The organism is Rheinheimera sp. EpRS3, assembly GCF_001513785.1.
Taxonomy (GTDB): domain Bacteria; phylum Pseudomonadota; class Gammaproteobacteria; order Enterobacterales; family Alteromonadaceae; genus Alishewanella.
In genome coordinates, this window is the sequence record NZ_LNQS01000001.1 from 48,620 (window position 1) to 70,614 (window position 21,995).

Genomic DNA, 21,995 nt, shown 5'->3' on the forward strand with positions numbered 1-21,995 from the left:
GAGTAGCAGATGGCAAATTTCTTTATCAACAGGCCTATTTTTGCCTGGGTAATTGCAATAGTAATTATGTTGGCCGGGGTGTTGTCGATTAAACAACTGCCGGTAGAGCAATACCCACGTGTAGCGCCACCGGCAATCAGTATCAGTGCTTCATACCGTGGTGCTGCGGCGCAAACGGCAGAAGATGCAGTAACCCAGGTAATTGAGCAGGCGATGAACGGCCTGGATAACCTGATGTATATGTCGGCTAATACCGATTCATCCGGTAATGTCAGCCTGACGCTGACGTTTGAAACCGGTACTGATCCGGATATTGCCCAGGTGCAGGTGCAAAATAAACTGCAGCAGGCGTTACCGTTATTACCGCAGGAAGTGCAGCAAAACGGCGTGCGGGTAGCCAAGTCTAACGGCGGCTTTTTGATGGTTGTCGGCTTTATCTCTGAAGATGGCAGCATGGCGCGTGATGATATATCCGACTTTGTGGTAGCCAACGTAAGAGACCCGCTAAGCCGTACGCTGGGTGTAGGTAATGTGCAGGTATTTGGTAGCCAGTATGCGATGCGGGTATGGCTGGATGCTGATAAGTTAAACCAGTTTCAGCTGACACCGGCCGATGTCACCTCGGCTATTCAGGTGCAAAATAACCAGGTAACTGCCGGCCAGTTAGGTGGTGCTCCGGCGTTGCCGGGCCAGCAGTTTAATGCCGCTATTTTGGCGCAAACCCGGCTGACATCGGCTGAAGAATTCGGCCAGATATTACTGCGGGTTAATGCTGATGGCTCGACAGTAAAACTATCTGATGTTGCCCGTATTGAACTGGGCGGTGAAGATTACTCAGTTATTGCCCGTTATAACGGCAAAATGGCCACCGGTTTAGCCATTGAGTTGGCCACCGGCGCTAACGCGCTGGATACCGCCAATGCGGTACGGGCTAAACTGGCCGAGCTGGAGCCTTATTTCCCGGCTGGTTTATCCACCGTGATCCCTTACGACACCACGCCCTTTGTTGAGGTGTCTATCAGCTCGGTTGTGCAAACGCTGATTGAAGCCATTATTCTGGTATTTTTGGTGATGTATCTGTTTTTACAGAACTTCCGCGCTACGTTAATTCCTACCCTTGCGGTACCGGTAGTGTTACTGGGTACCTTTGGTGTGATGTCGGCTTTTGGCTTTACCATTAATACCTTAACCATGTTTGGTATGGTGCTGGCCATCGGCCTGCTGGTAGATGATGCCATTGTTGTGGTTGAAAACGTTGAACGGGTAATGAGCGAAGAAGGCTTAGGCCCGGTAGAAGCCACGCGTAAATCTATGGGCCAGATCACCGGCGCTTTGGTAGGTATCGGCCTGGTGCTATCGGCAGTGTTTGTGCCTATGGCGTTTTTTGGCGGTGCTACCGGGGCAATTTATCAGCAGTTTTCTATTACCATTGTAACAGCCATGGCGTTGTCGGTGCTGGTGGCGTTAATTTTTACCCCGGCACTGTGTGCCACTATGTTAAAACCCATTAAGGGCGATCATCAGGCCAAGGGCGGTTTCTTTGGCTGGTTTAACCGCGGTTTTGACAGCACCAACCGTAATTATCAGCGCGGTGTCGCCGGCATGCTGGCACGGCCTAAGCGGTCGATGCTGGTGTATGGCGCTATTGTGGCTGTTATGGCGCTGATGTTTATGCGCTTACCCACCTCGTTTTTGCCGGAAGAAGATCAGGGTGTATTTTTATCTCTGGTACAACTGCCAACCGGTGCCAGCCAGGAGCGTACTGAGGCCGTAATGGATAAAGTGGCCGAGCACTATGGCTCTGAGGCTGCGGTGCAATCGGTCTTTACCGTATCGGGCTTTAGCTTTGCCGGCCGGGGCCAGAATATGGGCCTAGCGTTTGTGCGGTTGGCTGACTGGGGTGATCGTGGCCCGGAAGATAGTGTGCAGGCGGTTATTGGCCGCGCCTGGGGCTTTTTTAGTACCGTAAAAGAAGCGCAGATTTTTGCCTTTAACCTGCCACCTATTGCGGAGCTGGGCCGGGCAACGGGTTTCTCGCTGTTTTTGCAAGACCGTGGTGGCGTAGGGCATCAGGAATTATTGAATGCGCGTAATCAGTTACTGGGTATGGCAGCGCAAGAGCAAGGCCTGGTAGGTGTGCGGCCAAATGGCATGGAAGATGCCCCGCAGTTACAAATTAACGTGGATCAGCTAAAAGCGCAGGCGCTTGGCGTATCGCTTAGCGATATAAACCAAACGCTGTCAATTGGCTGGGGTTCTACCTATGTTAATGATTTTGTTGACCGTGGCCGGGTGAAAAAAGTGTATGTGCAGGCTGAGCCTGAGTTTCGTATGACACCGGAAGATATCAAACGCTGGCATGTGCGTAACAGCAACGGCGAAATGGTGAGCTTTGCTTCTTTTGCCAGCAGCGACTGGGTGTACGGCCCACAGCGGTTAGAGCGCTACAACGGTGTATCGGCAATGGAAATTCAGGGTGAACCGGCACCGGGCTCCAGCTCGGGTGATGCCATGGCCACCATGGAGCGCTTAATTGGCCAGTTACCAGACGGTATTGGTTTTGAATGGACGGCAACCTCGTATCAGGAAAAACTGTCTGGTTCACAGGCACCGGCATTGTATGCGTTATCTATTCTGGTGGTGTTTTTGTGTCTGGCGGCATTGTATGAAAGCTGGAGCGTACCTTTTGCGGTAATACTGGTGGTGCCGCTGGGTATTGTTGGTGCACTGACCGCCGCTTATATGCGCGGCCTGGGTAACGACGTGTACTTTCAGGTGGGCTTACTGACCACCATGGGGCTGGCATCGAAAAACGCCATCTTAATTGTCGAGTTTGCCCGTGAACTGCAACAGCAGGGTAAAGCGCTGGTAGATGCCATATTAGAGGCAGTGCGCTTACGTTTACGGCCCATTATTATGACATCAATGGCGTTTTCTTTAGGGGTGTTACCGTTGGTGATCAGCAGTGGCGCGGGTTCTGCCAGCCGTAATGCCATTGGTACCGGTGTACTGGGCGGCATGATCTCAGCAACAGTATTGGCTGTGTTTCTGGTACCGGTGTTCTATCTGGTGATAATGCGGGTGTTTGCAGCAAAAGCTAAAACCACGCAGCAGGATGATGCCGGACAAGATGATACCAAAGTGGTGAAGCAGTCTTAAATGAATACAGGGCAGCAACGCTGCCCTGTCAGGTTTGTACCTTTACCGGCTTTTCGGTCCCACGCTGAATTGCCGGTTTTTTTATGGCTTTTTCAGGCCCTGCAGCATGGCATCTACCAGCGCACTGGCATGTTGTTGTAAATCACACTGCTGCGGGCGCAGTAAGAAGTTACTGATAATGCCGCCCATATACATATGTAAAGCTGTTGCCGCCAGATAGGGGCAGATACCATCACGAAGTAAACCTGCCTGCGCTGCGCGTTCAAAGGCCCGTTGCAATATAGCAATGGTTTGCTCATCCAGTTCATCCTGCTTATTTACCGCCGGGTTTAGCTCATCAATATATTCACAGCGGTGAAATACAATAGTCAGCACGCGGTGGTGTTGATCACTGGAGGCAATAAGCTGCAAACCGTTAATCATTAAATTACGGATTTGGTCAAAAGGGTTGTCGGTGGGGTTATTGTCTATTTCAGTTAACAGCGTTTGAAACGGTAAACGTACCCGTTCCAGCATGGCATTGAATAAATCCGCTTTATTCTGGAAGTGCCAATAAATAGCGCCACGGGTTACATTGGCGGCCACGGCGATTTTTTCCAGTGTTGTACGCGATACACCGTGCTGAAAAAACAACACTTCTGCGGCATCTAAAATAGCTGCCCGGGTGCTTTCGGCTTCGGCCTTGGTACGTCTTGCCATTTGTTGTCTTTTAACCCTGTTATCTGCGTAATACGGCAGCAATTTTACCATATTTTGCCGATTGGGGCCTAACCCAATGTGGTTACAGGATCAGAAGAAAAACAAATCCCGCCGCAGCGGGATTTGGTGGTACGGCAGAGAAAAAACCTTTAGCGTGAAATCACCACACTTTGGTTATTAATACGATCGTAGTGCAGTAGCTTATTCTGTTCGGTTGCCAGCAATTGATTATCGCTGGTCAGGCTTACATCAATATAACTGTCGTCATTATTGCCGTAAGCCACACAACTGTTGTCGGCCAGGTTTACTTCCAGTACGGCATTGGCCGTAATGAGCACACTGTCGTTATAAGGATTATAAATAATGTTGTGCAGCGTTGTGTAATCAGTGTCCAGCATATTCATGCCCGATGCATTGAGACATTCATTGACGATCACCTGTGCTACACCAGAGTTGCGATCCAACTGATGAATAACCCCGGTGTGCTGGCTGAGCAGATAAACTTTGCTGCCATCTGCATTTAAGGCGATATCTACAATACCACTTACCGGTGCATTGGTATTCGCAGGTGTTATTGACAGCAACTGGTGCTGGTTGGTAATTAAGTCTAATTCTATCAATGTATTATCTGTATGGAAGGCGCTTATCAACAGCTTATTATTTACACTGTCAATTACGCCGCCGTTAAAGGTTTGTACCGCTATGCCTGCAGCTCCGCTATTGGTTTTTAGTGTACTGACAGCGCGGCTGGTTAAGTCGATAGCCACTATCTGGTTATAGTAAATAGCAATTAAGCGGTTACGGGCTTTGTCTAGTAATAAATCGGCAGCAATATCATCAGGTAAGGCATTGCTATCGGTAACAAAGCTACGATTGGCAGTGCTAAGATTTACCTCCAGTAGTGCCTGGTTGGCATTAGTATTGGCATCCAGCAGATATACAGTATCTGTAGTGGTGTCTGTAGCGATAAACTGAGGCATCAACAGGTAGCGGCCATCACCTACGCCAGAGCTTAGCACTTTACTACGTTCACCTGTGGTTAAATCGACCGCCAGCACTAGGCCAGCTGTGGAGTCACTCAGCAGTAAGCGGTTACCCTGAGCATCCAGTGCCAGGCTTTGTATTTGCTCGGTAACATAGATGTCTTGCTCTGCTTCCGGCGAAATATTGGTTATTTCCTGCGCTGTTAAATCAATACGAAATACACCAGCAAAACCGGCGGTGTAAATAATATTATCAGTTTCCCCTTTTGCCAGAACCATATTGTGGCCGGCTATACCGTCTATTAATAAGCTGCGGTTGCCTGTGGCGGGGTCAATACTAATCAGGCCTTCCCGCTCCCAGGTAAAGCCAAGTAGCATATTATTGACTGCGAGTAATTTGTTGGTTTCCAACCGTGGGCCATTGCCGACAGAATCGCTGGAGATTAATGATAAAACACCTGAGTTAAGGTTGAATCCATACAATTCATGCAAATATAACGCTCGGTCACTGGATGGGTAGACCAGCATAAAATACAGCGTTTGTGTAACGTCGGCATAAACGATATCCGTCAGGTTAATAAACTGACTATTTTGCAGTGCGACACTAAAAGTATGTACCTGGTTAACAATGCCCGTTTCAATATCAGTACTGTACAATGTGACATTATTGTTCAGTGCGCTAGCATAAAATACTTTGCCGGTGCCTTGGGCAAATACCAGGTTATGTGCCGATTGCAGGTTGCTAAGAGCATGATACTCATAGCTTTGTAGGTCAATGCTGACCAGGTCGTTGTTTTCTACTACGGCATATAAACGGTTTGCCGTTGCATCATAGCTGAAAGTTGAAGGTGCAAACTTACGGCTAACCTGCACGGTAGCAGCCTTATCATTCCTGTTACCAGCATCATCTGTTACCGCCACTGTTAAGGTGTTATCTGCGTTAGCTGTTAATGGAACATCGGCATACCAGCTAACTGCATAATCTGGCGGTGACAGAGCTGCAGATACTTTACCGGGTGCGGATGCGCTGAGATCTGCAATAGTTGCAGCTGTGCCATTAACGCTCAGGTTAGCCAATGGCAGTGTGCTGTTGGCAGTGCCGGTAACCCTTATTGTATTGCTGTTAGTTTTCGCCTTACCCAGCGGAAAGGTAATATTTACTAATGCCTCAACGTTGCCGGTAGCTGCGGGCACAGTGGTGCTGCTAAAAGTGGCACTGACACCGCCTATTGTTAAAATGCTGCTTGTTGTAGTGGCATTTTGTGCTGATGCCATATGGCGTACAACCACGGTATTACCGTTACTTACCGAACCATTACTGCTGGTAAAGTTACCGCCATTAATAGCGAATTCGCCATTGCTGACACTGATAGCAGTAGCGCTGTTAATGCCGCTTACAGTAACAGCGGGGGTGGTAACCAATTGATTTAACGGCGTATTGGTTTGCGCGGTAAAACTAAAGGCAGCCGGGGTAGTGTCTGTAACGGTAGTGCCGGTGTTGTTGTCACCACCACCGCCACAGGCACTGAGTAAACCGAAGGCACCACAAAACATCAGCCACTTCAGCATTACTGAAGGCTGCAAATAAGATTTTTGCATGAAAATCATCCTTGATTAGGGGGTAGGTTAAATTGTTTAAGATTTGTGCTATTTCTATATTCAGGCCAAAAATAAGTCAATTATTATTTTAAAGCGATGTGAAATGTTTGTTTGATGTTATGTCTTAACGCGCAAAAGCCACCCTGTTACGGCCGGCTTTTTTGGCGCTGTATAGCGCTTCGTCGGCGCGTTTTAGCAGTTGTTCTGTGGTTTCGCCGGGGTTGCGGATGGCGCAGCCTAAGCTGATGGTGACATGCACGGTTTTACTGCCCGGCGTATTGCCGCGTTGTTGTTTGCCTTGCTTACTGTCTTGCGGCCGGGTTTGCTGGCGGATCACCAGTGGGTACTCTGCAACCTTTGCGCGTACCTGCTCCAGTTTGTCTGCCAGGGTATCTTTATTGTTGTGGCGGAATACCAGCGTAAATTCTTCACCGCCGTAGCGGTATGCACTTAGGCCGCGCTCGCTGCCAAGCAAAGAGCCCAGCAGTTTTAATACCTGATCGCCAACATCATGGCCGTAGGTGTCGTTAAATTTTTTAAAGTGATCAACGTCCAGCATCGTTACGGCGCTGCGCCGGCCAAGGCGGCTTAAATGGCTAAGCAGGGCGCGCCGCTGTGGTAACTGGGTTAGCTCATCAATATAGGCCAGCTGCAGCATCTGGCTGGCCAGGCTGAGTAATAAACTTAAGCTGGCTGCCAGTGTCATCCAGCCTGACATTTGCGGTTGCTGGATCAACAAATAAAACAGCATTATGGCCAGCCAGGCGGCAAACTGGCCCCAGCGCTGGCTGTTAGCAGCATAGAAATTTAATAACCCCAACCAACAGGCAGCGATAACTGCCATCCACCATAACTGGCCCCAACTAAGCAGAAATTGTGCTGATACCGGCTGGAAAAAGGCTGCCGGCAGGGGTAACAACGCCAGCCAATCGGCCAGTGGTAACCATAGTAATGCCGGTGGTGCCAGCAACATCAGCAGTAGCAGCAATACCCCGCGCGGGGTAAGTAATTGCGGCTTTTGCTGCAATTGCAGCACTAACATCAGTACCGTGAACATTAGCGGCAAGGTAAAACTAAGGGCCGCAGTAGCAGGCTCGGTCAGCGGGCCCTGCAGTGCCTGTTGCACTACATAATAGTGGCTGCCAAGCAGGCTAAGGCCATATAGCCAGTGCCATTGCCGCATCAGGCTGGCCAGCATGGCGGTTAGCAGTAGCATGGTATAAACAATGTGAGGAAACAGGGCACTGATAGCCGATGCCAGCGGCGCAAACTGCCATTGCAGTAACAGGATCAGCAACAGCGGTAACAGAACAAACAAATGCACCCAAAACCTCGGTGATAATTAATCGGTATCGTTAATAAGCAGCGTAAATTGGCACTATATTATGCAGTGGTCATACTCAGTACTTTGCCTCTGGCGCCACGCAGTGGCAATACCGATTTATTGCTGCCGGTTTTTCTGTTGGCATCAGCTGCCTGCACTTCGCCGATAAAGCGGCCACCCGGTTCAATGCTCAGATTATCGCTGTAAATGGTACCATTTAGTACGCCCGACTGCAGAATTTCAACCTGTTCGGCGTAAAACTCGCCCTCGGCGCTGCCTTTGATTATCAGATGGCGGGCGTAAATTTTGCCCTGCACCCGGCCTGGCTGGCTGATGGTTACTGCATGCACACTGCGAATATTGCCTTGCAAGCGGCCGTCAATCTGCATATTGCAGTTCAGCATCAGGTCGCCTTGTAATTCACAGCCTTCAGAGAGCAATGTTGCGTGTTTAGTAGCGGCTTTATCCTGCGTAACTTTAGCTGAAAACATGGTGTTGGCTTCCTGTGGCGAATGCTGACCGCTATTACAGCGGCATGGCGGGATAGCTGGTACGGCTGTGCATCCCGGTGAGTTTTTGCATTAGCTGGCGTTGGCTGGCCAGTAGCTTACCGCTTTTTTCATTCTGGGCGTGGCATAAGCGGGCTTTTAACGTCAGCTCCTGCAATAACTGACGGGTGCCGTGTTGCACCGGCGCCGGCAACCGGCTTACCAGTTGGCGCATACCGTCGCGGTTATTTTGCAAACCAAATTGCTGCAGCACCACATCACGTTCATTGTGGCTAAGTTCGAGCGCCGTCATCAGTTGCAGTGACTGCTGGTTCAGTTGCTGCAACTGTTCGCCGTCGCGCTGGCTCATCAGTTCATACTGGTGTTCCAGCAGCTGGTTTAGCTGATCCAGCCGCTGCACATCCTGCTGCAGGCTGCTGATAAATTGTTTCAGCAGCTGGGCGCTCATCGTTTGTGCATTTCCAGCATAGCGCTGACCAGAGCGTCTTCATCCAGTTGTAGCTCGCCGTTGGCAATTGCCAGTTTTAGCTGCTGCACTTTGGCCATATCTACGCTGTCTTTATCTGCCAGTGACTGAAAGGTTTGCTCCAGTGAACGGCTAAAGGCGCTAACCTGGCTTACGCCTGCTTCAGTTTTGCCTGCAGCCGGGCTTTGCGGCTGCTCTGCACTATGTTGCTCTTGCGCCAGCCGGTTTACCGGGTTTACCTGCAGCGGATTTTTCGGATCTATTTGCATACTGTCTATTCCACAATTTGGCTCTGATCTGATAAAGCGGCGCGATAATAGCGAAACTTTAATTTATTTCTGCGTGGTTTCGGCGTTATTTTCACCTGTTACGATAGCATCGATGACTTTACCGGAACTGATATTTTGTACACTGATACGCTCACCCAACTGGCCATCACTCAGTGCAATGGCTGTGGTAGCGACAGCAAAGCCATCGCCGCGATACTGTACGGTAATTTGCGCGCCTTTTTGTACCAGATACGCAGCTTGTAAAAGATGGCGGCTTACCGGGCTGCCCGCACTGATGCGGCGTTTTACTGTCATGCCCAGCAGTGTGCCGGGCTCAAACTCCAGGCCGTGGCGTATACCGCCGATATCCAACTCCTGCAGGCTAAGCATGTCTGCAGTTAGCACTTCATCGCGCTCCAGCGTGCGGCTGGCTACTACCAATGGCAAATATAGTTTTACCTGCGCCACCGCCCGGCTTTGCCAGCGCTGCGGCGAAGTACAACTTAAGGTGTAACTTACCCGGCCCAGTGGTGGTTCTGCCTGCTGGCGGCGGCTGATATCAAGGTTGTCGCAGCGGCGGTCGCTTAGCGACGAAGGCAAATTAAGCTGAATGTCCTGCTGCCTGGCTTTAACTCCTAACTGGTTTAGATACTGCTGCAGTTCTTGTTGAATATGCTGTTTAAGTTGCTGCTCTGGCTCAAGCTCCTGTCTGGCCTGCAGCGGCCAGGTAATTAGCAGTAACAGTGCCATTATGGCGCCGGCAGCAGGGAAAAACGCCCACTTCCGCTGCGGAAGTGTTACTTCCGCTTTTGGCGTTAAATTAGGCATCTTTATATAGCAATTCATTGATAAATATCGCTTTTTAATTGTGGCACAGAGCTTGTAAAACCCAGGGTAAGCAAAGGTAACCTGTTTAAAGAGAGCAACCTGAACATGTTTGATAAAGCGCTTGGTGTACACCCGTTTTCATTGCAGCTGCGCCTGGACAGAGCAGAAATTATTGCAGGCAATCTGGCCAATGTCGATACGCCCGGTTTTAAAGCGCGGGATATTAACTACAGGCAAATTATGCAGGACGTGGCTTACAACATTGGCAGCGGCATCGATAAGCCATATCAGGAGGCGCAAAGCGGCCACCAGTTACTGTACCGCACGCCTTATCAGGCGTCTGCCGATGGCAACACGGCTGAGCTGAATATCGAACAGGCCAATTTCGCTTCTAACAGCATGGACTTTCAAACCAGCCTGACCTTTATGAATATGAAAATCAGCGGTCTGCAAAAAGCGATTAAAGGAGAGTAAGCATGTCATTTAACAGCATTTATGACGTCAGCGGCAGCGCTATGCGCGCTCAGGTAATGCGCCTGGATACTATCGCTTCAAACTTAGCTAATGCCGACACTGCTTCTGCCACTGAAGCCGGTGCGTTTCGGGCGTTAAAGCCGGTATTTGCAGCGTTATATAAACAAACGGCAGACAGCCAGAGCTTATCAGCTGAAGTGCAAATGTTAGGCGTTACCACGTCCAGCCGGCCGGTAGAGCAACGCTACGAGCCAAATAACCCGCTGGCGAATCAGGACGGCTATGTATTTTATTCCAACGTCAATGTGCTGGAAGAAATGGCTGACATGATGTCTGCGTCGCGCAGTTATCAAACCTCAGTAGAAGTTATGGGCCGGGTATCCAGTATGCAGCAAAGTGTGCTGCGCCTTGGCCAGTAAAGGAGTAACAGCGTGAGTGCAATCAGCGGCTTCGCAGACAATATTAATACCCAGAACAGTAACAGTGTGGCCACGAATGGCAGCAACACTGAAGGTTTGTCCACCATGTTTCTGGAGTTGCTGGTGGCGCAAATCAGCCATCAGAACCCGTTAGATCCAATGGACGGCACCCAGTATGTCAGCCAACTGGCCGAGTTTGCCAATGTTGAAAGCCTGCAAAGCCTGAAAGTTGACTCGGGTAAAAACCTGCAGCTGCAAGCCAGCCAGCAGGCACTGCAGGCCACTGCCCTTATTGGGAAACAGGTTGATGTAGCAGCTGAAACCATTTTGCTGGAACAAGACGGGCCAATTAGCGGTGCGGTAAATCTGGGCAAAGAAGCCGACAGTGTTGAGGTTCGCCTGTACAACGCGGAAGGCCAGTTAATGCAGAAACAAACTTTGCCTTATAGCGGTGTGGGCACTATACGGTTTGCCTTTGACCAGCAAGACGCCGGTGGTTATTACGTGCAGGCGGATGCCCATATTGACGGTCAGCCGCAACCGCTTACCACCATGCTAAGTGGCGAGGTGGAGCGGGTGTCTGTCGGCAGCAATAAAGACGACATTATTTTGCAAGTCAATGGCCTGGGTAACCACGCTCTGTTAGATACCAATCAGCTGGCCTTTGGCGGCAACAGTTAAGGAATCAGTATCATGTCTATGTTTAATATCGGTTTAAGTGGATTAAAAACCACACAAAAAGCGCTGGAAATTACCAGCCATAATATCGCCAACTCTGGTACTGCCGGTTTTAAAAGCGGCAGCGCTGAATTTGCTTCAGTTTATAACGGCGGTCAGCGCGGCGGGGTAGATGTGAGTGATATTAAAGAAAACTTTACCCGTGAAGGCGGCGTGGTAAACACCGGCTCAGCGCTGGATTTAGCCATCACCGGTAAAGGTTTCTTTGTCGTTGCAGAAAACGGCCGTATGGCTTACACCCAGGCCGGCCGGTTTGATCTGGATAAAGATCAAAACATTATTAACGCAACCGGCAACCGGCTGCAGGGCTATGGCATAGATGCCGAAGGCAATCTGGTGCCGGGCGTACTGACAGATTTAAAAATTGAAGCGGCCAATATTCCGGCCGAAGCCTCTACAGAAGTTGAATTCTCGCTAAATTTAAGCTCAGCCAGTGATGTAATAGCCGTGCCGTTCGATCCGGCGGTGGGCAACAGCTACAACTATTCACAATCAAGTGAAATATTCGATTCTTTGGGTAACAGCCATACATTGACGCAGTATTTTGTCCATACCGGCCCTAATACCTGGCAGGCACATTATTTTGTTGATGGCGTTGATCTGGCTACACCCACTAACCTGACATTTGACGGTAGCGGCCAGCTAACTGCACCGGCTGTACCGGCAACAGTACCGCTAAGTTACACACCCGCTACCGGTGCTGCAGTGATGAATTTTGGCATTAACCTAACCAATAGCACCCAATTTGGCAGCGGTTTTAATATTTATAAAAACGACGCTAACGGCTTTACCGCCGGTGAGTTTGCCGGGGTAGCGATAGCCGAAAGCGGTGAAGTATTTGCCACCTTTACCAATGGCGAAACCAAGCTACAAGGCCAGGTAGTGCTGGCCAATTTTGCCAATATCAGCGGCCTGGAAACCGGTAATAAAACCGTATGGTATGCCACTAATGAGTCTGGCGCCGCGCTGTATGGCACGCCTGATGCCGGCAGCTTTGGTGCCTTGTTATCCGGTGCCTATGTTGGCTCTAACGTGGATATTAGCGAACAACTGGTTGATTTAATGGCATTTCAGCAAAATTACCAGGCAAACGCCAAAACCATCAGCAGCGCTGATGAAATGATGCAAATTCTGTTTAGTGCCACCTAAAGGTAAGCCGTTATGGAACGCTTAATTTATACCGCCGTATCGGGGGCAGAACTTAACCAGACGGCACTGCGCGTTAGTGCCAATAATCTAGCCAACGTTAATACGCCTGGTTTTAAAGCTGATATCGAGCAGGCGCAGGCAATGATGATTGCCGGTGACGGCTTTCGTACCCGTTATCAGGCGCAGTTACTGCCGGTATTTACTGATCTGGCCAATGGCCCTGTGCAGCAAACCGGCCGTGACCTTGACATTGTACTAAGCGACGGCGGTTTTTTAGCCATAGCTGATGCCAACGGTAACGAAGCCTATACCCGTGCCGGTAACCTGCAGATAGATGCCGATGGCCGCTTAATGCTAAACGGCTATGCCGTACAGGGTGAGCAGGGCGATATAGTGCTGCCGGAGTTTGGTGATATCGATATCAGCGCTGATGGCACCATTAACCTGCTGCCGGTAGGTGGTGGGCTTATCGCCGAGGAAGGCCGGTTAAAAATGGTCAGTGCCGGTGATGACACCCTGGTAAAAGGGCTGGATGGCTTATTACGGCCGCAACAGCAGGAACAACTGCCGCCGGATCTGGCGATTACACTGCGTACCGGTGTGCTGGAAGGTGCCAATGTGAATGCGGTAGAAGAAATGGTGAACACCATGAATATCAGCCGCCAGTTTGAAATGAATATCCGCATGATGAAAACCGCTGACGAACTGGCGGTAGCCGGTAACAAGCTGGTAAGCGGCAACAGTTAACAGGAGCAGCAAATGAATTCTGCCTTATGGGTTAGTAAAACCGGTTTAGCCGCGCAGGATATGCGCATGACAACCATCTCTAACAACCTGGCTAACGTTAGTACCGCCGGCTTTAAGAAAGACCGTGTGGTGTTTGAAGACTTGTTCTATCAAGTACAGCGCCAGCCCGGCGCCCAGGCTGATGAGCTAAACCAGGTGCCCTCTGGTATTCAGGTGGGTACCGGTGTGCGCATTAATGGTACGCAGAAAATTTTTACTGAAGGCAGCTTTGAAAAAAGTGATAACCCGCTGGATATTGCTATTGCCGGGCAGGGCTTTTTCCAGATCGAAAACCCCGACGGTGAAATACTGTACAGCCGCAGCGGCCAGTTTCAGCCAAATAGTGATTCGCTGATTGTAAACGCCAATGGTTTGCCGTTACTGCAAAATATCGCCATACCGGAAAATGCCATGAGCGTAACCATAGGCCGTGATGGCACTGTTACCGCGGTAGTAGCCGGAGAAGCCGAACCGGTAGAACTGGGCCAGATTTTAACCGTTAATTTTGTTAACCCGGCCGGGCTGGAAGCACTGGGCGGTAACTTATTCCGCGCAACTGTTGCCTCAGGTGAAGCGGTGGAAGGCGTGCCGGGAGAAGATTCGCTGGGTGCGTTGCAGCAATACACCATTGAAGGCTCAAACGTCAGTGTAGTGGATGAAATGGTTAGCATGATTGCGGTGCAGCGTGCCTATGAAATGAACGCCAAAGTGGTGTCGGCAGCTGATGAGATGCTGCGCTTTATTAACCAGAGCCTGTAGCCGATGAAAGCCTGTAGCGCCTTAATACTGATACTGCTGCTTAGCGCCTGCGCCAGCCAGCCCGAGTTGGCTCATGAAGCCGACTGGGAGCAGGTAGTGGCACAGCGCAGTGGTGATGAACCACTGTCGGGCCAGCAACATGGCAGCCTGTACAGTGACCGTTATATGTTTACTTTGTACGAGGATAAACGTGCCTACAGGGTCGGCGATATTCTTACGGTTGAGCTAAACGAGCGTACTCAGTCCAGCAAAAGTGCCGATGCCAGTATAGATAAAAATACCGGCATTAATGTGGGGGTGCCGCTGGCCGGTAACCTTAATACTGCTGAGCTGGCGATGGAGCTGAATTCACGTTCGCGTTTTGATGGCGAAAGCGCAGCCAGCCAGCAGAATTTCCTGCGCGGCTCTATTACTGTGCGGGTAACCGATGTGTTAGCCAACGGCGCTCTGGCCATTCGTGGCGAAAAGTGGATCAAGCTGAATCAGGGCGATGAATATATCCGCCTGCAAGGGTTGGTACGGCCGGAAGATATTGATGTTACCAACCGCATCTCATCGCAGCGCATTGCCGATGCCCGTATCAGTTATTCCGGTAAAGGTGATTTAGCCAGCGCCACCCAGGCAGGTTGGTTTACCCGTTTATTTAACCGCTTTCTTAACCCGTTTTAATCGAGGCGTTATGAAACATTGTATAAGTGCCGTGCTGTTGCTGTTATGCCCGTTGCTATTGCAAGCCCGGCCATTGCTGGATTTGGTCGATATTCAGGGCGTGCGCGATAACCAACTGGTGGGCTATGGTCTGGTGGTAGGTTTGCCGGGCTCTGGCGACAAGGCGCAGATCAGGTTTGCAGCCCAGTCATTAAACAATATGTTGAAACAGTTTGGTGTGCAGCTGGATGAAAATAGCCTGCCGAAGTCAAAAAACGTGGCTGCGGTAGCGGTTACAGCAACCTTGCCTGCCAATGCCAGCCCCGGGCAGACAATGGACGTGACCATTATGTCGCTGGGTGATGCCAAAAGCCTGCATGGTGGCAGTTTAATGCTAACGCCATTGCGTGGTGTTGACGGCAAAGTGTATGCGCTGGCGCAGGGCAACCTGGTGGTAGGTGGGCTAAATGCTACTGGCCAGAATGGCTCGTCGGTTACCGTCAATGTGCCCACTGCCGGTATTATTCCGTCGGGCGCTATTGTTGAACGTAGTGTACAGCAACTGTATGAACCTGCCGCCCAGGTGGTGCTTAACCTGAAGCAACCTAATTATCAGACCGCGCGCAACGTTGTCACCGCTATTAATCAGGTATTCGGGCCAGAAGTAGCCAGGGCAGAGCATAAAGGCAAACTGGTGGTCAGTGCGCCGGTAGACGCCAACAGCCGCATTACCTTTATGTCGATGTTGCAGGATATCAACGTGGAAGAAGGCAGCCAGCGGCCGCGCGTGGTGTTTAACAGCCGCACCGGCACCGTGGTTATGAATGATGTGGTACGGGTAAAGCGCGCCGCAGTAAGCCATGGCAGTTTAACCATTACGATCAGCGAGCAACAGGGCGTAAGCCAGCCGTTACCCTTTAGTAATGGCACGACAACACCGGTACAAAATAGCGGGGTTGATGTGCAGGAGCGCACCGCCAATATGATGCTGTGGCCCGAAGGTAGCTCGCTGGATGCCATTGTGCAGGCTATTAATGCGCTGGGGGCAACTCCGGCAGAACTGATGTCGATCCTGATTGCACTGGATAATGCCGGTGCACTGGATGCTGATTTGCTGGTGATCTGAATGAATATAACCTCTTTAACCGGCCACGCTTTATCTGGCGAGGGGCTGGCGATAGACCCGCGTGCAGCCACAGGTATAGACCCTAACCAGGATCCGGCCAGTCGCCTGACTAAAGCAGCAGAGCAGTTTGAAGCGATATTTTTGCAACTGGTATTAAAAAACATGCATGCCGGCACCGACGCTATTGCCGGTGACAATGGCCTGTTTGGTAGCAATGAAGCCCAGACGTTTCGCGATATGCATGATGCTCAGATGGCTCAGAACCTGGCCGCCAAGCAGCAGCTTGGCCTGGCTGAAGCCATAGTGCGGCAGTTGGGAGAAGGCCTGGAGCAAACTGAAAATAAATTTAAGCAACTGGCCGAGGCCGTCGCTTTACCTGATAAGGCGGCGCTTAGTCTGGTTGCGCCGGAATACAGTAACAGCGGATTTAGCCAGCCATTATGGCAGGCTGACAGCGGTGGGAAACCCAGCTTATGAGTATGCTTTTAAACGGTGTGTCTGGCCTGAATGCGGCTAACAACGCACTAAATGTAGTGGGCCAGAACGTAGCTAATGCTGCTGTAAAAGGTTATAGCCGCCAAACGGTGTATCTGGAAACTGCTGGTGGTGGTTTAAACGGCGTTAAGGTGACTAAGGTAGATCGTATCGTTAATGATTTTCTTAACGACGATATCTGGCGCACCAGCTCAGACGTAAGCTATTACGAAGGTTTTCAAAGCTACCTGGGGTATCTGGAACAAATTCTCGGCACCGAATCGTTAAACCTCAATGATGCCGTTGCCGGTATCAGTGCGGCATTTAACGCGGCGATGTCTGCGCCCGATTCTAACGCATACCGCCAGCAGGTGTTGTCATCGGCACAGGCCCTGGTGCAGGACCTGTCGCAAATTAACGGTGCCTTATCAGATCAGCAAGACAAACTCAGCAAAGAATTAAGCAATCTGGCAGATAACAGCAGCTCGTTGTTACAGCAAATTTCCGAGTTAAACAGCAAAATCAGCAAAGCACAGGCGCTGGGCCAGCCTACCGCTGAACTGGCTGATGCCCGTGAAGTGCTGGTAACCGAATTGTCTGGCTATGTGGGTGTAGACATTGTCGACCCGGGCGATGGCAATATTAATATCAGCAGTAAAAACGGCGCACCACTGGTGGTTGGATCTAAGTCTGCTGCCGTCAGCGTTAATGGTACCTCGGTTGAGGTAACGTTTAATGGCCAGGATTTTGGCCTGAATGAGTTTGTTGGTGGCCGTATCGGCGGTTTACTTAATGTAGATGTAAACGTACTGCAACCGAGTAAACTGCAGCTGGAGCAAATTGTTACTAATATTGCTGACTCAGTAAACACGGCGCTGGCCGAAGGCTTCGATTTAAACGGCCAGCCGGGCGAGCCACTGTTTTTGTACAACCCGGCAGATGTGCTGGGCACCATCAGTGTTAACGCTGATTTGCAACCGGATGATCTGGCTTTTATCGGTAACGACGGTTTTGGCAACCCGACAGGTGGCCGCGGCGACAATGGCAATATTGCCAATCTGGTATCGTCATTAACTGGCAGTACAGCAGGCTATGATACGTTAATCGGCGATCTGGCGATTCAAAGCAAACAAGTACAAAGCAGTGTTAAAACCGCCCAGGTGCTAAACAACAATGCTGTGGCTGCGCGCGACAGCGTGAGTGGGGTAAATCTGGACGAAGAAGCTGCGAATCTGATGTATTACCAGCAACTATATGATGCTAATGCCCGGGTGATCAGCACTGCTGATCAATTGTTTAAAACCCTGATTAATATCTTCTGAGGCAGTGGCTATGCGCGTTAGCAGCAATCAGTATCATCTAACCACTATTCGTAATATTCAGCAGTCTACAGCTGAGTACAGCAAGTTATCTACCCAGCTTGCCACTAACCAACGTATACAAAATCCGTCAGATGATCCGTTGGGGTCGGTGATGCTGCTTACGTTAAACAGCGAGCTGACCAAGCTGGACCAGTACAAATCGAATATGAATGCGGTGCATTTTAATCTGGGCCAGCAGGAAACCCAGCTGGGCAGTATTGTCAATACACTGTACTCAGTGCAGGAGATTGTCACCACGGCGGCAGACGGTTCTATGGGGCAAGCCGAGCTGGAGGCATTTAGCCAGGAGTTGTCGGTATTGATGCCGGCTATTGTCGATTTACTTAACGCCAAAGATGGCAACGGTAATTATTACTTCTCAGGCAGTTTAACCGACGTTATGCCGTTTGAGCGCGATGCGCTGGGCGTATATCAATACAACGGCGATGATCGCGTACGTCAGATTGCCGTGTCAGATAACTCCAGTGTGCCGGGCAATATTGTTGGCAGCGCGCTGGACCCGGGCGCAAATTTCTTAAATGAAATGCAAACATATCTGGATTTGATTAGCACGGCACCGGCTGGCGGTGTCGGCGACGAATCACGCGACATGCTGAACCATATCAGCGGTTTTCTTGCCACGGTTAGCGGCGAAATTACCCGCATTGGCGGCACTTTAGCCTCGCTGGATGAAATGGAATTGGGTAATGATGATATCGCGCTGTTTACCGAAACCCTGCGCGATGACATTAAAGAGGTCGATTACCCGGAAGCCTATGTAAAAATGAATCAGGCGATGGCGTCATACGAGTCGTCGCTGAAAGTTTACTCCAGTGTATCCCGGCTTACGCTGTTTTCGTATGTTTAACTAAGGTGTCGCTATGCAGCTATCCGGTGCAGTCGATAAGGTCAGTAACAGTGCGCTAACGCCGCTTAATGCGGCGGATCGGGCTGCTGTGATCAAAGCTGTCCGTGCTGATGATGCCGGCCGCACTGTGCCGGTATCACGGCAGTCGCGGCAAATTCAGGTATTAAGCAAATGGGCAATGGCGGCAGATGTTAGTAAACAGCTAAGCCAGACTGATCAAACCGAGCGTAATATCCGCCAGGCATATCAGGCGCTGGAAAACCTGCGCCGACAGCTGAATACACCGGGCCACAGCAAATTGTCAGTGCAACAACAGCAGCAGGCGCAGCAGCAGTTAGCGCAGCTGGAGCAAAAGCTGTTACACAAGAGTTCAGGCCTCAATGCCGATTTAACCCCGGTTAGCGCCCAACCTGCGCCGTTAAAAGCCAGCCTTAGCCATAATATAGATTTACTGTCAGAGCGGCGTCAAAATGAGCAAGTCAGTATTCTGCTGGGCCGCAGTGGCAATGCTGTCAGTATCAGCTTACCGGCTGGCCAGAGTGCAGAGCAAAATCTGCATACTGTGCAGCAAGCCTTTGCCCGTCAGCAAATTAGTGTTGGCAGCGATAATCAGCAGCAGCTGTACTTTTCTGCCGAAGCACGCGATGCTCGTAAGTTGCAGGAGCCCTGGTTAATCAGCGGCCAGGGTGTGCGTGTTGCAGCGGGTAACCCGGTTAGTGTAAAACTGCAGGCTGTCGACAGCACACTGGCGCAATTGGGTAAAGCGGCCTCGACAGCCGACAATGTGCAGGCGTACAGCCAGCAAATTCAGCAGGCGCAGCAGCAGTTAAAAGATGCTCTTGTTAAAGTACAGGCACAGCGCACAGCGCTGCAGGCGCAACTGGTGGCAATTTCGCAAAGCCAGAGTGACAACACTGAATTGAATGCGCTTAGCCAGCAACTGCGTATAGAAATGCAAAGTGGCAGTAAAAGCGCGGTGTCGGTGGTGATGTCGCAAGCCAATATTACCCGCAGTCTGGTTGAGTTTGGTTTGGGTTGACGCATTAATGATTAACGACTGTTTTGCGCAAAATATGCGCGTGATTGCCAGCCGCTGGCCTAACCTGGTCACTGCTTTACAACAGGCCGCCGCTGAAAAACACCGCCCGGCAGTGCAACTGATCGAAGGGCAGGACAACACTCTGCTGATTAACGGCATCCAACTGACCAGCCGCCACAACCGGCAGCAGGAAGCCTTGCAGCAAATCAGCAAATTGCCGCAACATTATCCACATATTACGTTATACGGCACCGGCCTTGGCGATCTGCAGCAACAGTTGCTTGGCCGCGAACGCCTGCAGCAACTTAATGTGTGTATCTTAAATGAATATGTTTTTGCGCTGGTGCTGCAATTGCTTGATCAGCGGCACTGGCTTAGCGATAGCCGGGTAACGTTACAACTGGCTGCCAGCCAAAGTGATATTCAACTGCCATTTGCTGTATTGCCGTCGGAATTGGTCTTGTCCAGTGACAGCAGTATGAGAGTTCGTGATCGCTTATACAGCGAGCTGGAAGCCGGTTATGCTGCGCAGCGCTTAAAACAGGATATCAGTCCTTTTTTGCCGCGCCTGCAACAAAATCAGCCTTTTTGGCAGCAAGACCAACCGGTGCAGACGTTATTTAACTCGTTAGCTGCAGATAAAGACGTTTATGTCATCGCTGCGGGGCCTTCGCTTGAGCAACATTACGGCTTTATCAAGCAAGCACAGCAACAGCCCAACGCACCTTTGCTTATTTGCGTAGATACTGCAGTAGCAGCTTTGCTGTCGCAGGATATCCGGCCGGATATTATTGTTAGCCGCGACCATAAAATCGGTTTACGGCACCTGCCCTGCAACAGCCTGACTGCCGCCAGCCGTCTGGTATATTTTCCGCTGGCTAACCCGGAGTTATTACAACATTTCCCCGGTAAGCGTTATATCGCTTTAAGCGACAGTGCTGTTTTTGACCCGGTGCGCAAACAATTGTCTGCCGCAACGTTATTCAGCTACGGTAGCGTAATACATCCTGCTGTTGATTTAGCTGTAAAAATGGCCGCTAAGCGTGTGTTATTGTTTGGTGCCGATTTTGCGTTTAGCCATAATAAAACCCATGCCAGCTGGCAAAACGGTGCTTTAGGGCCGGGTTATCAGGCCGCTACCGAGCAGGTTATTAACGGCTTTGGCGAAAAAGTTCCGACTTTACGTAATCTGCTGACCTACCTGACAGGCTTAGAGCGTTACATCAGCAAGCAGCCTGCGGTCACATTTTTTAATACCTCTAAAGCCGGTGCGTTCATTGCCGGCACGCAATATCATGCGGAGCTTACCAATTAATGCGTACTGTTTCGCAATGTAAGCAGCACGCTAAAACACTGGCGTTGCAATTCCGGCTGGGTATCACTACGCAACCGGCACTTGAACTGGCAGAGCTTGCCGGGCAACTTATTAGCTTATTTGCCACTGCCACCCCACAGCAAAGCACTCAGCTACAGCAGTTGTTAACGGCAGTGCTGCAGTGCCAGCAAAACCGTGACTGGTTAGGCCTGGCCGATTACCTTGAGTACGAGCTGCAGCAACTACTGGCTGGCACCTTAGCCTGATTTCGCTGGTCAATAAGTAAAATTAACCCTAATATAGTGTAATAATACAGAGCTAACCGGCTGTGTTATCTCGTTGTTTGCTGGCCCAAAACGCAGCTGACAAAGTGATATATTCAGCCTTGCCGGTAAGGAGTAAAGGATGCCCAGCGAAACGATTTTCCGCGTCCCATTGTGGTTGTTCAGCTTCTCGTTAATCTCGTTAACACTTCCGGCTTGTGCCCAGCAAGCGGCACCGACGGCACCTGCTGCTGGTGAAATCACTTCTTATGGCGATTGTTCACTGATTGATTTTAAAGATATTGATGGCAGCGAGCTGACCAAAGCCGAGTTGCTGGAACGGATGGACGCTGATTTTGCCGCTAATCTGAATCAAAGTGAAAAATGTATGGCCGAGGCAATAAACAGCGGTGCCGGGCGGATCAGTGCTGCAGGTGCCGGGGCTAGTGGTGTGGCAGAGGCTGCCGCGGGTACTAATGAGCAGGCCGCGCAGTCGGCCGGTACTGAACAGACACAAAATGCGGACAGTGCGAAAGAGTCTGACAGCTCACCGTCAAAGGCAACACAGAAAGGCAAGGCCCAGCAAGGTAACTCTGCCGTGTGTGAAACGGTGAAACAAGGCCTGGCAGGTGCCACGACTGAAGCTGAGAAAAAACATTTTAGCGCGCTGATGACACAATATGGCTGCGAATAATACAGAATGGCCGTTAATAATTTAGAATAGCCGTGAATAATTTAGA

Annotated in this window: 23 protein-coding genes; 16 read left to right on the forward strand and 7 right to left on the reverse strand. The window is 50.5% G+C overall.

The features are described from left to right. The first annotated feature begins 9 nt into the window (after positions 1 to 9). Positions 10 to 3,159 (forward strand): efflux RND transporter permease subunit, encoded by a 3,150-nt coding sequence (locus AR688_RS00215; RefSeq protein WP_068227581.1) that lies wholly within the window; start codon positions 10 to 12, stop codon positions 3,157 to 3,159. Between the two features lie 81 nt (positions 3,160 to 3,240). Here the strand turns inward: AR688_RS00215 and AR688_RS00220 are convergent, their stop codons facing one another. The 7 genes from AR688_RS00220 to flgA form a co-directional block, all read right to left on the reverse strand. Further along, positions 3,241 to 3,858, reverse strand: a complete 618-nt coding sequence (locus AR688_RS00220; protein ID WP_068230975.1) for a TetR family transcriptional regulator — start codon at positions 3,856 to 3,858, stop codon at positions 3,241 to 3,243. A gap of 149 nt (positions 3,859 to 4,007) precedes the next feature. Further along, positions 4,008 to 6,440 (reverse strand): hypothetical protein, encoded by a 2,433-nt coding sequence (locus tag AR688_RS00225; RefSeq protein WP_068227584.1) that lies wholly within the window; start codon positions 6,438 to 6,440, stop codon positions 4,008 to 4,010. A gap of 124 nt (positions 6,441 to 6,564) precedes the next feature. Beyond that, positions 6,565 to 7,758 (reverse strand): GGDEF domain-containing protein, encoded by a 1,194-nt coding sequence (locus tag AR688_RS00230; RefSeq protein WP_197412065.1) that lies wholly within the window; start codon positions 7,756 to 7,758, stop codon positions 6,565 to 6,567. A 65-nt stretch (positions 7,759 to 7,823) separates the two neighbouring features. Beyond that, on the reverse strand, positions 7,824 to 8,255 hold the full coding sequence (locus tag AR688_RS00235; RefSeq protein ID WP_068227590.1) for a bactofilin family protein: 432 nt from the start codon (positions 8,253 to 8,255) through the stop codon (positions 7,824 to 7,826). A 34-nt stretch (positions 8,256 to 8,289) separates the two neighbouring features. After that, entirely contained in the window at positions 8,290 to 8,721 is a 432-nt protein-coding gene (flgN, locus tag AR688_RS00240; protein ID WP_068227593.1) for a flagellar export chaperone FlgN, read from the reverse strand. Next, on the reverse strand, positions 8,718 to 9,008 hold the full coding sequence (gene flgM / locus AR688_RS00245; protein WP_068227595.1) for a flagellar biosynthesis anti-sigma factor FlgM: 291 nt from the start codon (positions 9,006 to 9,008) through the stop codon (positions 8,718 to 8,720). Before flgM ends, flgN begins: the two co-directional genes overlap by 4 nt. 63 nt (positions 9,009 to 9,071) lie before the next feature. Beyond that, positions 9,072 to 9,758 carry a flagellar basal body P-ring formation chaperone FlgA gene (gene flgA, locus AR688_RS00250; RefSeq protein WP_197412066.1) on the reverse strand — a complete coding sequence of 229 codons (687 nt, stop codon included), beginning with the start codon at positions 9,756 to 9,758 and terminating at the stop codon, positions 9,072 to 9,074. A 183-nt stretch (positions 9,759 to 9,941) separates the two neighbouring features. Here flgA and flgB point away from each other — a divergent pair, with 183 nt between their 5' ends. From flgB to AR688_RS00325, 15 genes are all read left to right on the forward strand, one after another. Next, entirely contained in the window at positions 9,942 to 10,310 is a 369-nt protein-coding gene (gene flgB / locus AR688_RS00255) for a flagellar basal body rod protein FlgB (RefSeq protein ID WP_068227601.1), read from the forward strand. Positions 10,311 to 10,312: 2 nt separating this feature from the next. Further along, a complete protein-coding gene (gene flgC / locus AR688_RS00260) occupies positions 10,313 to 10,729 on the forward strand; it encodes a flagellar basal body rod protein FlgC (protein ID WP_068227603.1) in 417 nt (138 codons plus the stop codon). A 12-nt stretch (positions 10,730 to 10,741) separates the two neighbouring features. After that, the gene (locus tag AR688_RS00265) at positions 10,742 to 11,410 is read left to right on the forward strand and encodes a flagellar hook assembly protein FlgD (protein ID WP_068227606.1); all 669 of its coding nucleotides are present in this window, start codon (positions 10,742 to 10,744) and stop codon (positions 11,408 to 11,410) included. Positions 11,411 to 11,422: 12 nt separating this feature from the next. After that, the gene (locus AR688_RS00270) at positions 11,423 to 12,616 is read left to right on the forward strand and encodes a flagellar hook protein FlgE (RefSeq protein ID WP_068227607.1); all 1,194 of its coding nucleotides are present in this window, start codon (positions 11,423 to 11,425) and stop codon (positions 12,614 to 12,616) included. Between the two features lie 12 nt (positions 12,617 to 12,628). Beyond that, positions 12,629 to 13,363 carry a flagellar basal body rod protein FlgF gene (locus AR688_RS00275; RefSeq protein WP_068227609.1) on the forward strand — a complete coding sequence of 245 codons (735 nt, stop codon included), beginning with the start codon at positions 12,629 to 12,631 and terminating at the stop codon, positions 13,361 to 13,363. Between the two features lie 12 nt (positions 13,364 to 13,375). Then, positions 13,376 to 14,161 (forward strand): flagellar basal-body rod protein FlgG, encoded by a 786-nt coding sequence (gene flgG / locus AR688_RS00280; protein ID WP_068227611.1) that lies wholly within the window; start codon positions 13,376 to 13,378, stop codon positions 14,159 to 14,161. A 3-nt stretch (positions 14,162 to 14,164) separates the two neighbouring features. After that, a complete protein-coding gene (gene flgH / locus AR688_RS00285; RefSeq protein WP_068227614.1) occupies positions 14,165 to 14,830 on the forward strand; it encodes a flagellar basal body L-ring protein FlgH in 666 nt (221 codons plus the stop codon). 10 nt (positions 14,831 to 14,840) lie between these two features. Continuing rightward, positions 14,841 to 15,935 carry a flagellar basal body P-ring protein FlgI gene (locus tag AR688_RS00290; RefSeq protein ID WP_068227617.1) on the forward strand — a complete coding sequence of 365 codons (1,095 nt, stop codon included), beginning with the start codon at positions 14,841 to 14,843 and terminating at the stop codon, positions 15,933 to 15,935. Further along, positions 15,936 to 16,412: a rod-binding protein gene (locus AR688_RS00295; RefSeq protein WP_068227621.1), complete on the forward strand. Its 477-nt coding sequence runs from the start codon at positions 15,936 to 15,938 to the stop codon at positions 16,410 to 16,412. Continuing rightward, positions 16,409 to 17,731, forward strand: coding sequence for a flagellar hook-associated protein FlgK (gene flgK / locus AR688_RS00300; RefSeq protein ID WP_068227624.1), 1,323 nt, complete (start codon positions 16,409 to 16,411; stop codon positions 17,729 to 17,731). The genes AR688_RS00295 and flgK overlap by 4 nt, the downstream gene beginning before the upstream one ends. Before the next feature lie 10 nt (positions 17,732 to 17,741). After that, positions 17,742 to 18,638: a flagellar hook-associated protein FlgL gene (flgL, locus tag AR688_RS00305; protein WP_068227625.1), complete on the forward strand. Its 897-nt coding sequence runs from the start codon at positions 17,742 to 17,744 to the stop codon at positions 18,636 to 18,638. A 13-nt stretch (positions 18,639 to 18,651) separates the two neighbouring features. Next, the gene (locus AR688_RS00310; RefSeq protein ID WP_068227627.1) at positions 18,652 to 19,677 is read left to right on the forward strand and encodes a hypothetical protein; all 1,026 of its coding nucleotides are present in this window, start codon (positions 18,652 to 18,654) and stop codon (positions 19,675 to 19,677) included. A 7-nt stretch (positions 19,678 to 19,684) separates the two neighbouring features. Next, complete coding sequence (locus AR688_RS00315; RefSeq protein ID WP_068227629.1) at positions 19,685 to 20,992, forward strand: motility associated factor glycosyltransferase family protein; 1,308 nt, start codon at positions 19,685 to 19,687, stop codon at positions 20,990 to 20,992. Next, the gene (locus tag AR688_RS00320; RefSeq protein WP_068227633.1) at positions 20,992 to 21,258 is read left to right on the forward strand and encodes a hypothetical protein; all 267 of its coding nucleotides are present in this window, start codon (positions 20,992 to 20,994) and stop codon (positions 21,256 to 21,258) included. The genes AR688_RS00315 and AR688_RS00320 overlap by 1 nt, the downstream gene beginning before the upstream one ends. 139 nt (positions 21,259 to 21,397) lie before the next feature. After that, a complete protein-coding gene (locus AR688_RS00325; RefSeq protein WP_068227635.1) occupies positions 21,398 to 21,949 on the forward strand; it encodes a hypothetical protein in 552 nt (183 codons plus the stop codon). Positions 21,950 to 21,995: the final 46 nt, after the last annotated feature.

What these genes read in the sequence shown, in the direction of transcription:
- AR688_RS00325 (WP_068227635.1), top strand. Translation starts at nt 21,398, where the DNA reads ATGCCCAGCGAAACGATTTTCCGCGTCCCATTGTGGTTGTTCAGCTTC.
- AR688_RS00290 (WP_068227617.1), top strand. Translation starts at nt 14,841, where the DNA reads ATGAAACATTGTATAAGTGCCGTGCTGTTGCTGTTATGCCCGTTGCTA.
- flgM (WP_068227595.1), bottom strand. Translation starts at nt 9,008, where the DNA reads ATGCAAATAGATCCGAAAAATCCGCTGCAGGTAAACCCGGTAAACCGG.
- AR688_RS00310 (WP_068227627.1), top strand. Translation starts at nt 18,652, where the DNA reads ATGCAGCTATCCGGTGCAGTCGATAAGGTCAGTAACAGTGCGCTAACG.
- flgB (WP_068227601.1), top strand. Translation starts at nt 9,942, where the DNA reads ATGTTTGATAAAGCGCTTGGTGTACACCCGTTTTCATTGCAGCTGCGC.
- flgC (WP_068227603.1), top strand. Translation starts at nt 10,313, where the DNA reads ATGTCATTTAACAGCATTTATGACGTCAGCGGCAGCGCTATGCGCGCT.
- flgN (WP_068227593.1), bottom strand. Translation starts at nt 8,721, where the DNA reads ATGAGCGCCCAGCTGCTGAAACAATTTATCAGCAGCCTGCAGCAGGAT.
- AR688_RS00320 (WP_068227633.1), top strand. Translation starts at nt 20,992, where the DNA reads ATGCGTACTGTTTCGCAATGTAAGCAGCACGCTAAAACACTGGCGTTG.
- flgH (WP_068227614.1), top strand. Translation starts at nt 14,165, where the DNA reads ATGAAAGCCTGTAGCGCCTTAATACTGATACTGCTGCTTAGCGCCTGC.
- flgL (WP_068227625.1), top strand. Translation starts at nt 17,742, where the DNA reads ATGCGCGTTAGCAGCAATCAGTATCATCTAACCACTATTCGTAATATT.
- flgG (WP_068227611.1), top strand. Translation starts at nt 13,376, where the DNA reads ATGAATTCTGCCTTATGGGTTAGTAAAACCGGTTTAGCCGCGCAGGAT.
- AR688_RS00215 (WP_068227581.1), top strand. Translation starts at nt 10, where the DNA reads ATGGCAAATTTCTTTATCAACAGGCCTATTTTTGCCTGGGTAATTGCA.
- AR688_RS00235 (WP_068227590.1), bottom strand. Translation starts at nt 8,255, where the DNA reads ATGTTTTCAGCTAAAGTTACGCAGGATAAAGCCGCTACTAAACACGCA.
- AR688_RS00295 (WP_068227621.1), top strand. Translation starts at nt 15,936, where the DNA reads ATGAATATAACCTCTTTAACCGGCCACGCTTTATCTGGCGAGGGGCTG.
- AR688_RS00225 (WP_068227584.1), bottom strand. Translation starts at nt 6,440, where the DNA reads ATGCAAAAATCTTATTTGCAGCCTTCAGTAATGCTGAAGTGGCTGATG.
- AR688_RS00275 (WP_068227609.1), top strand. Translation starts at nt 12,629, where the DNA reads ATGGAACGCTTAATTTATACCGCCGTATCGGGGGCAGAACTTAACCAG.
- AR688_RS00315 (WP_068227629.1), top strand. Translation starts at nt 19,685, where the DNA reads ATGATTAACGACTGTTTTGCGCAAAATATGCGCGTGATTGCCAGCCGC.
- AR688_RS00270 (WP_068227607.1), top strand. Translation starts at nt 11,423, where the DNA reads ATGTCTATGTTTAATATCGGTTTAAGTGGATTAAAAACCACACAAAAA.
- AR688_RS00220 (WP_068230975.1), bottom strand. Translation starts at nt 3,858, where the DNA reads ATGGCAAGACGTACCAAGGCCGAAGCCGAAAGCACCCGGGCAGCTATT.
- flgA (WP_197412066.1), bottom strand. Translation starts at nt 9,758, where the DNA reads ATGGCACTGTTACTGCTAATTACCTGGCCGCTGCAGGCCAGACAGGAG.
- flgK (WP_068227624.1), top strand. Translation starts at nt 16,409, where the DNA reads ATGAGTATGCTTTTAAACGGTGTGTCTGGCCTGAATGCGGCTAACAAC.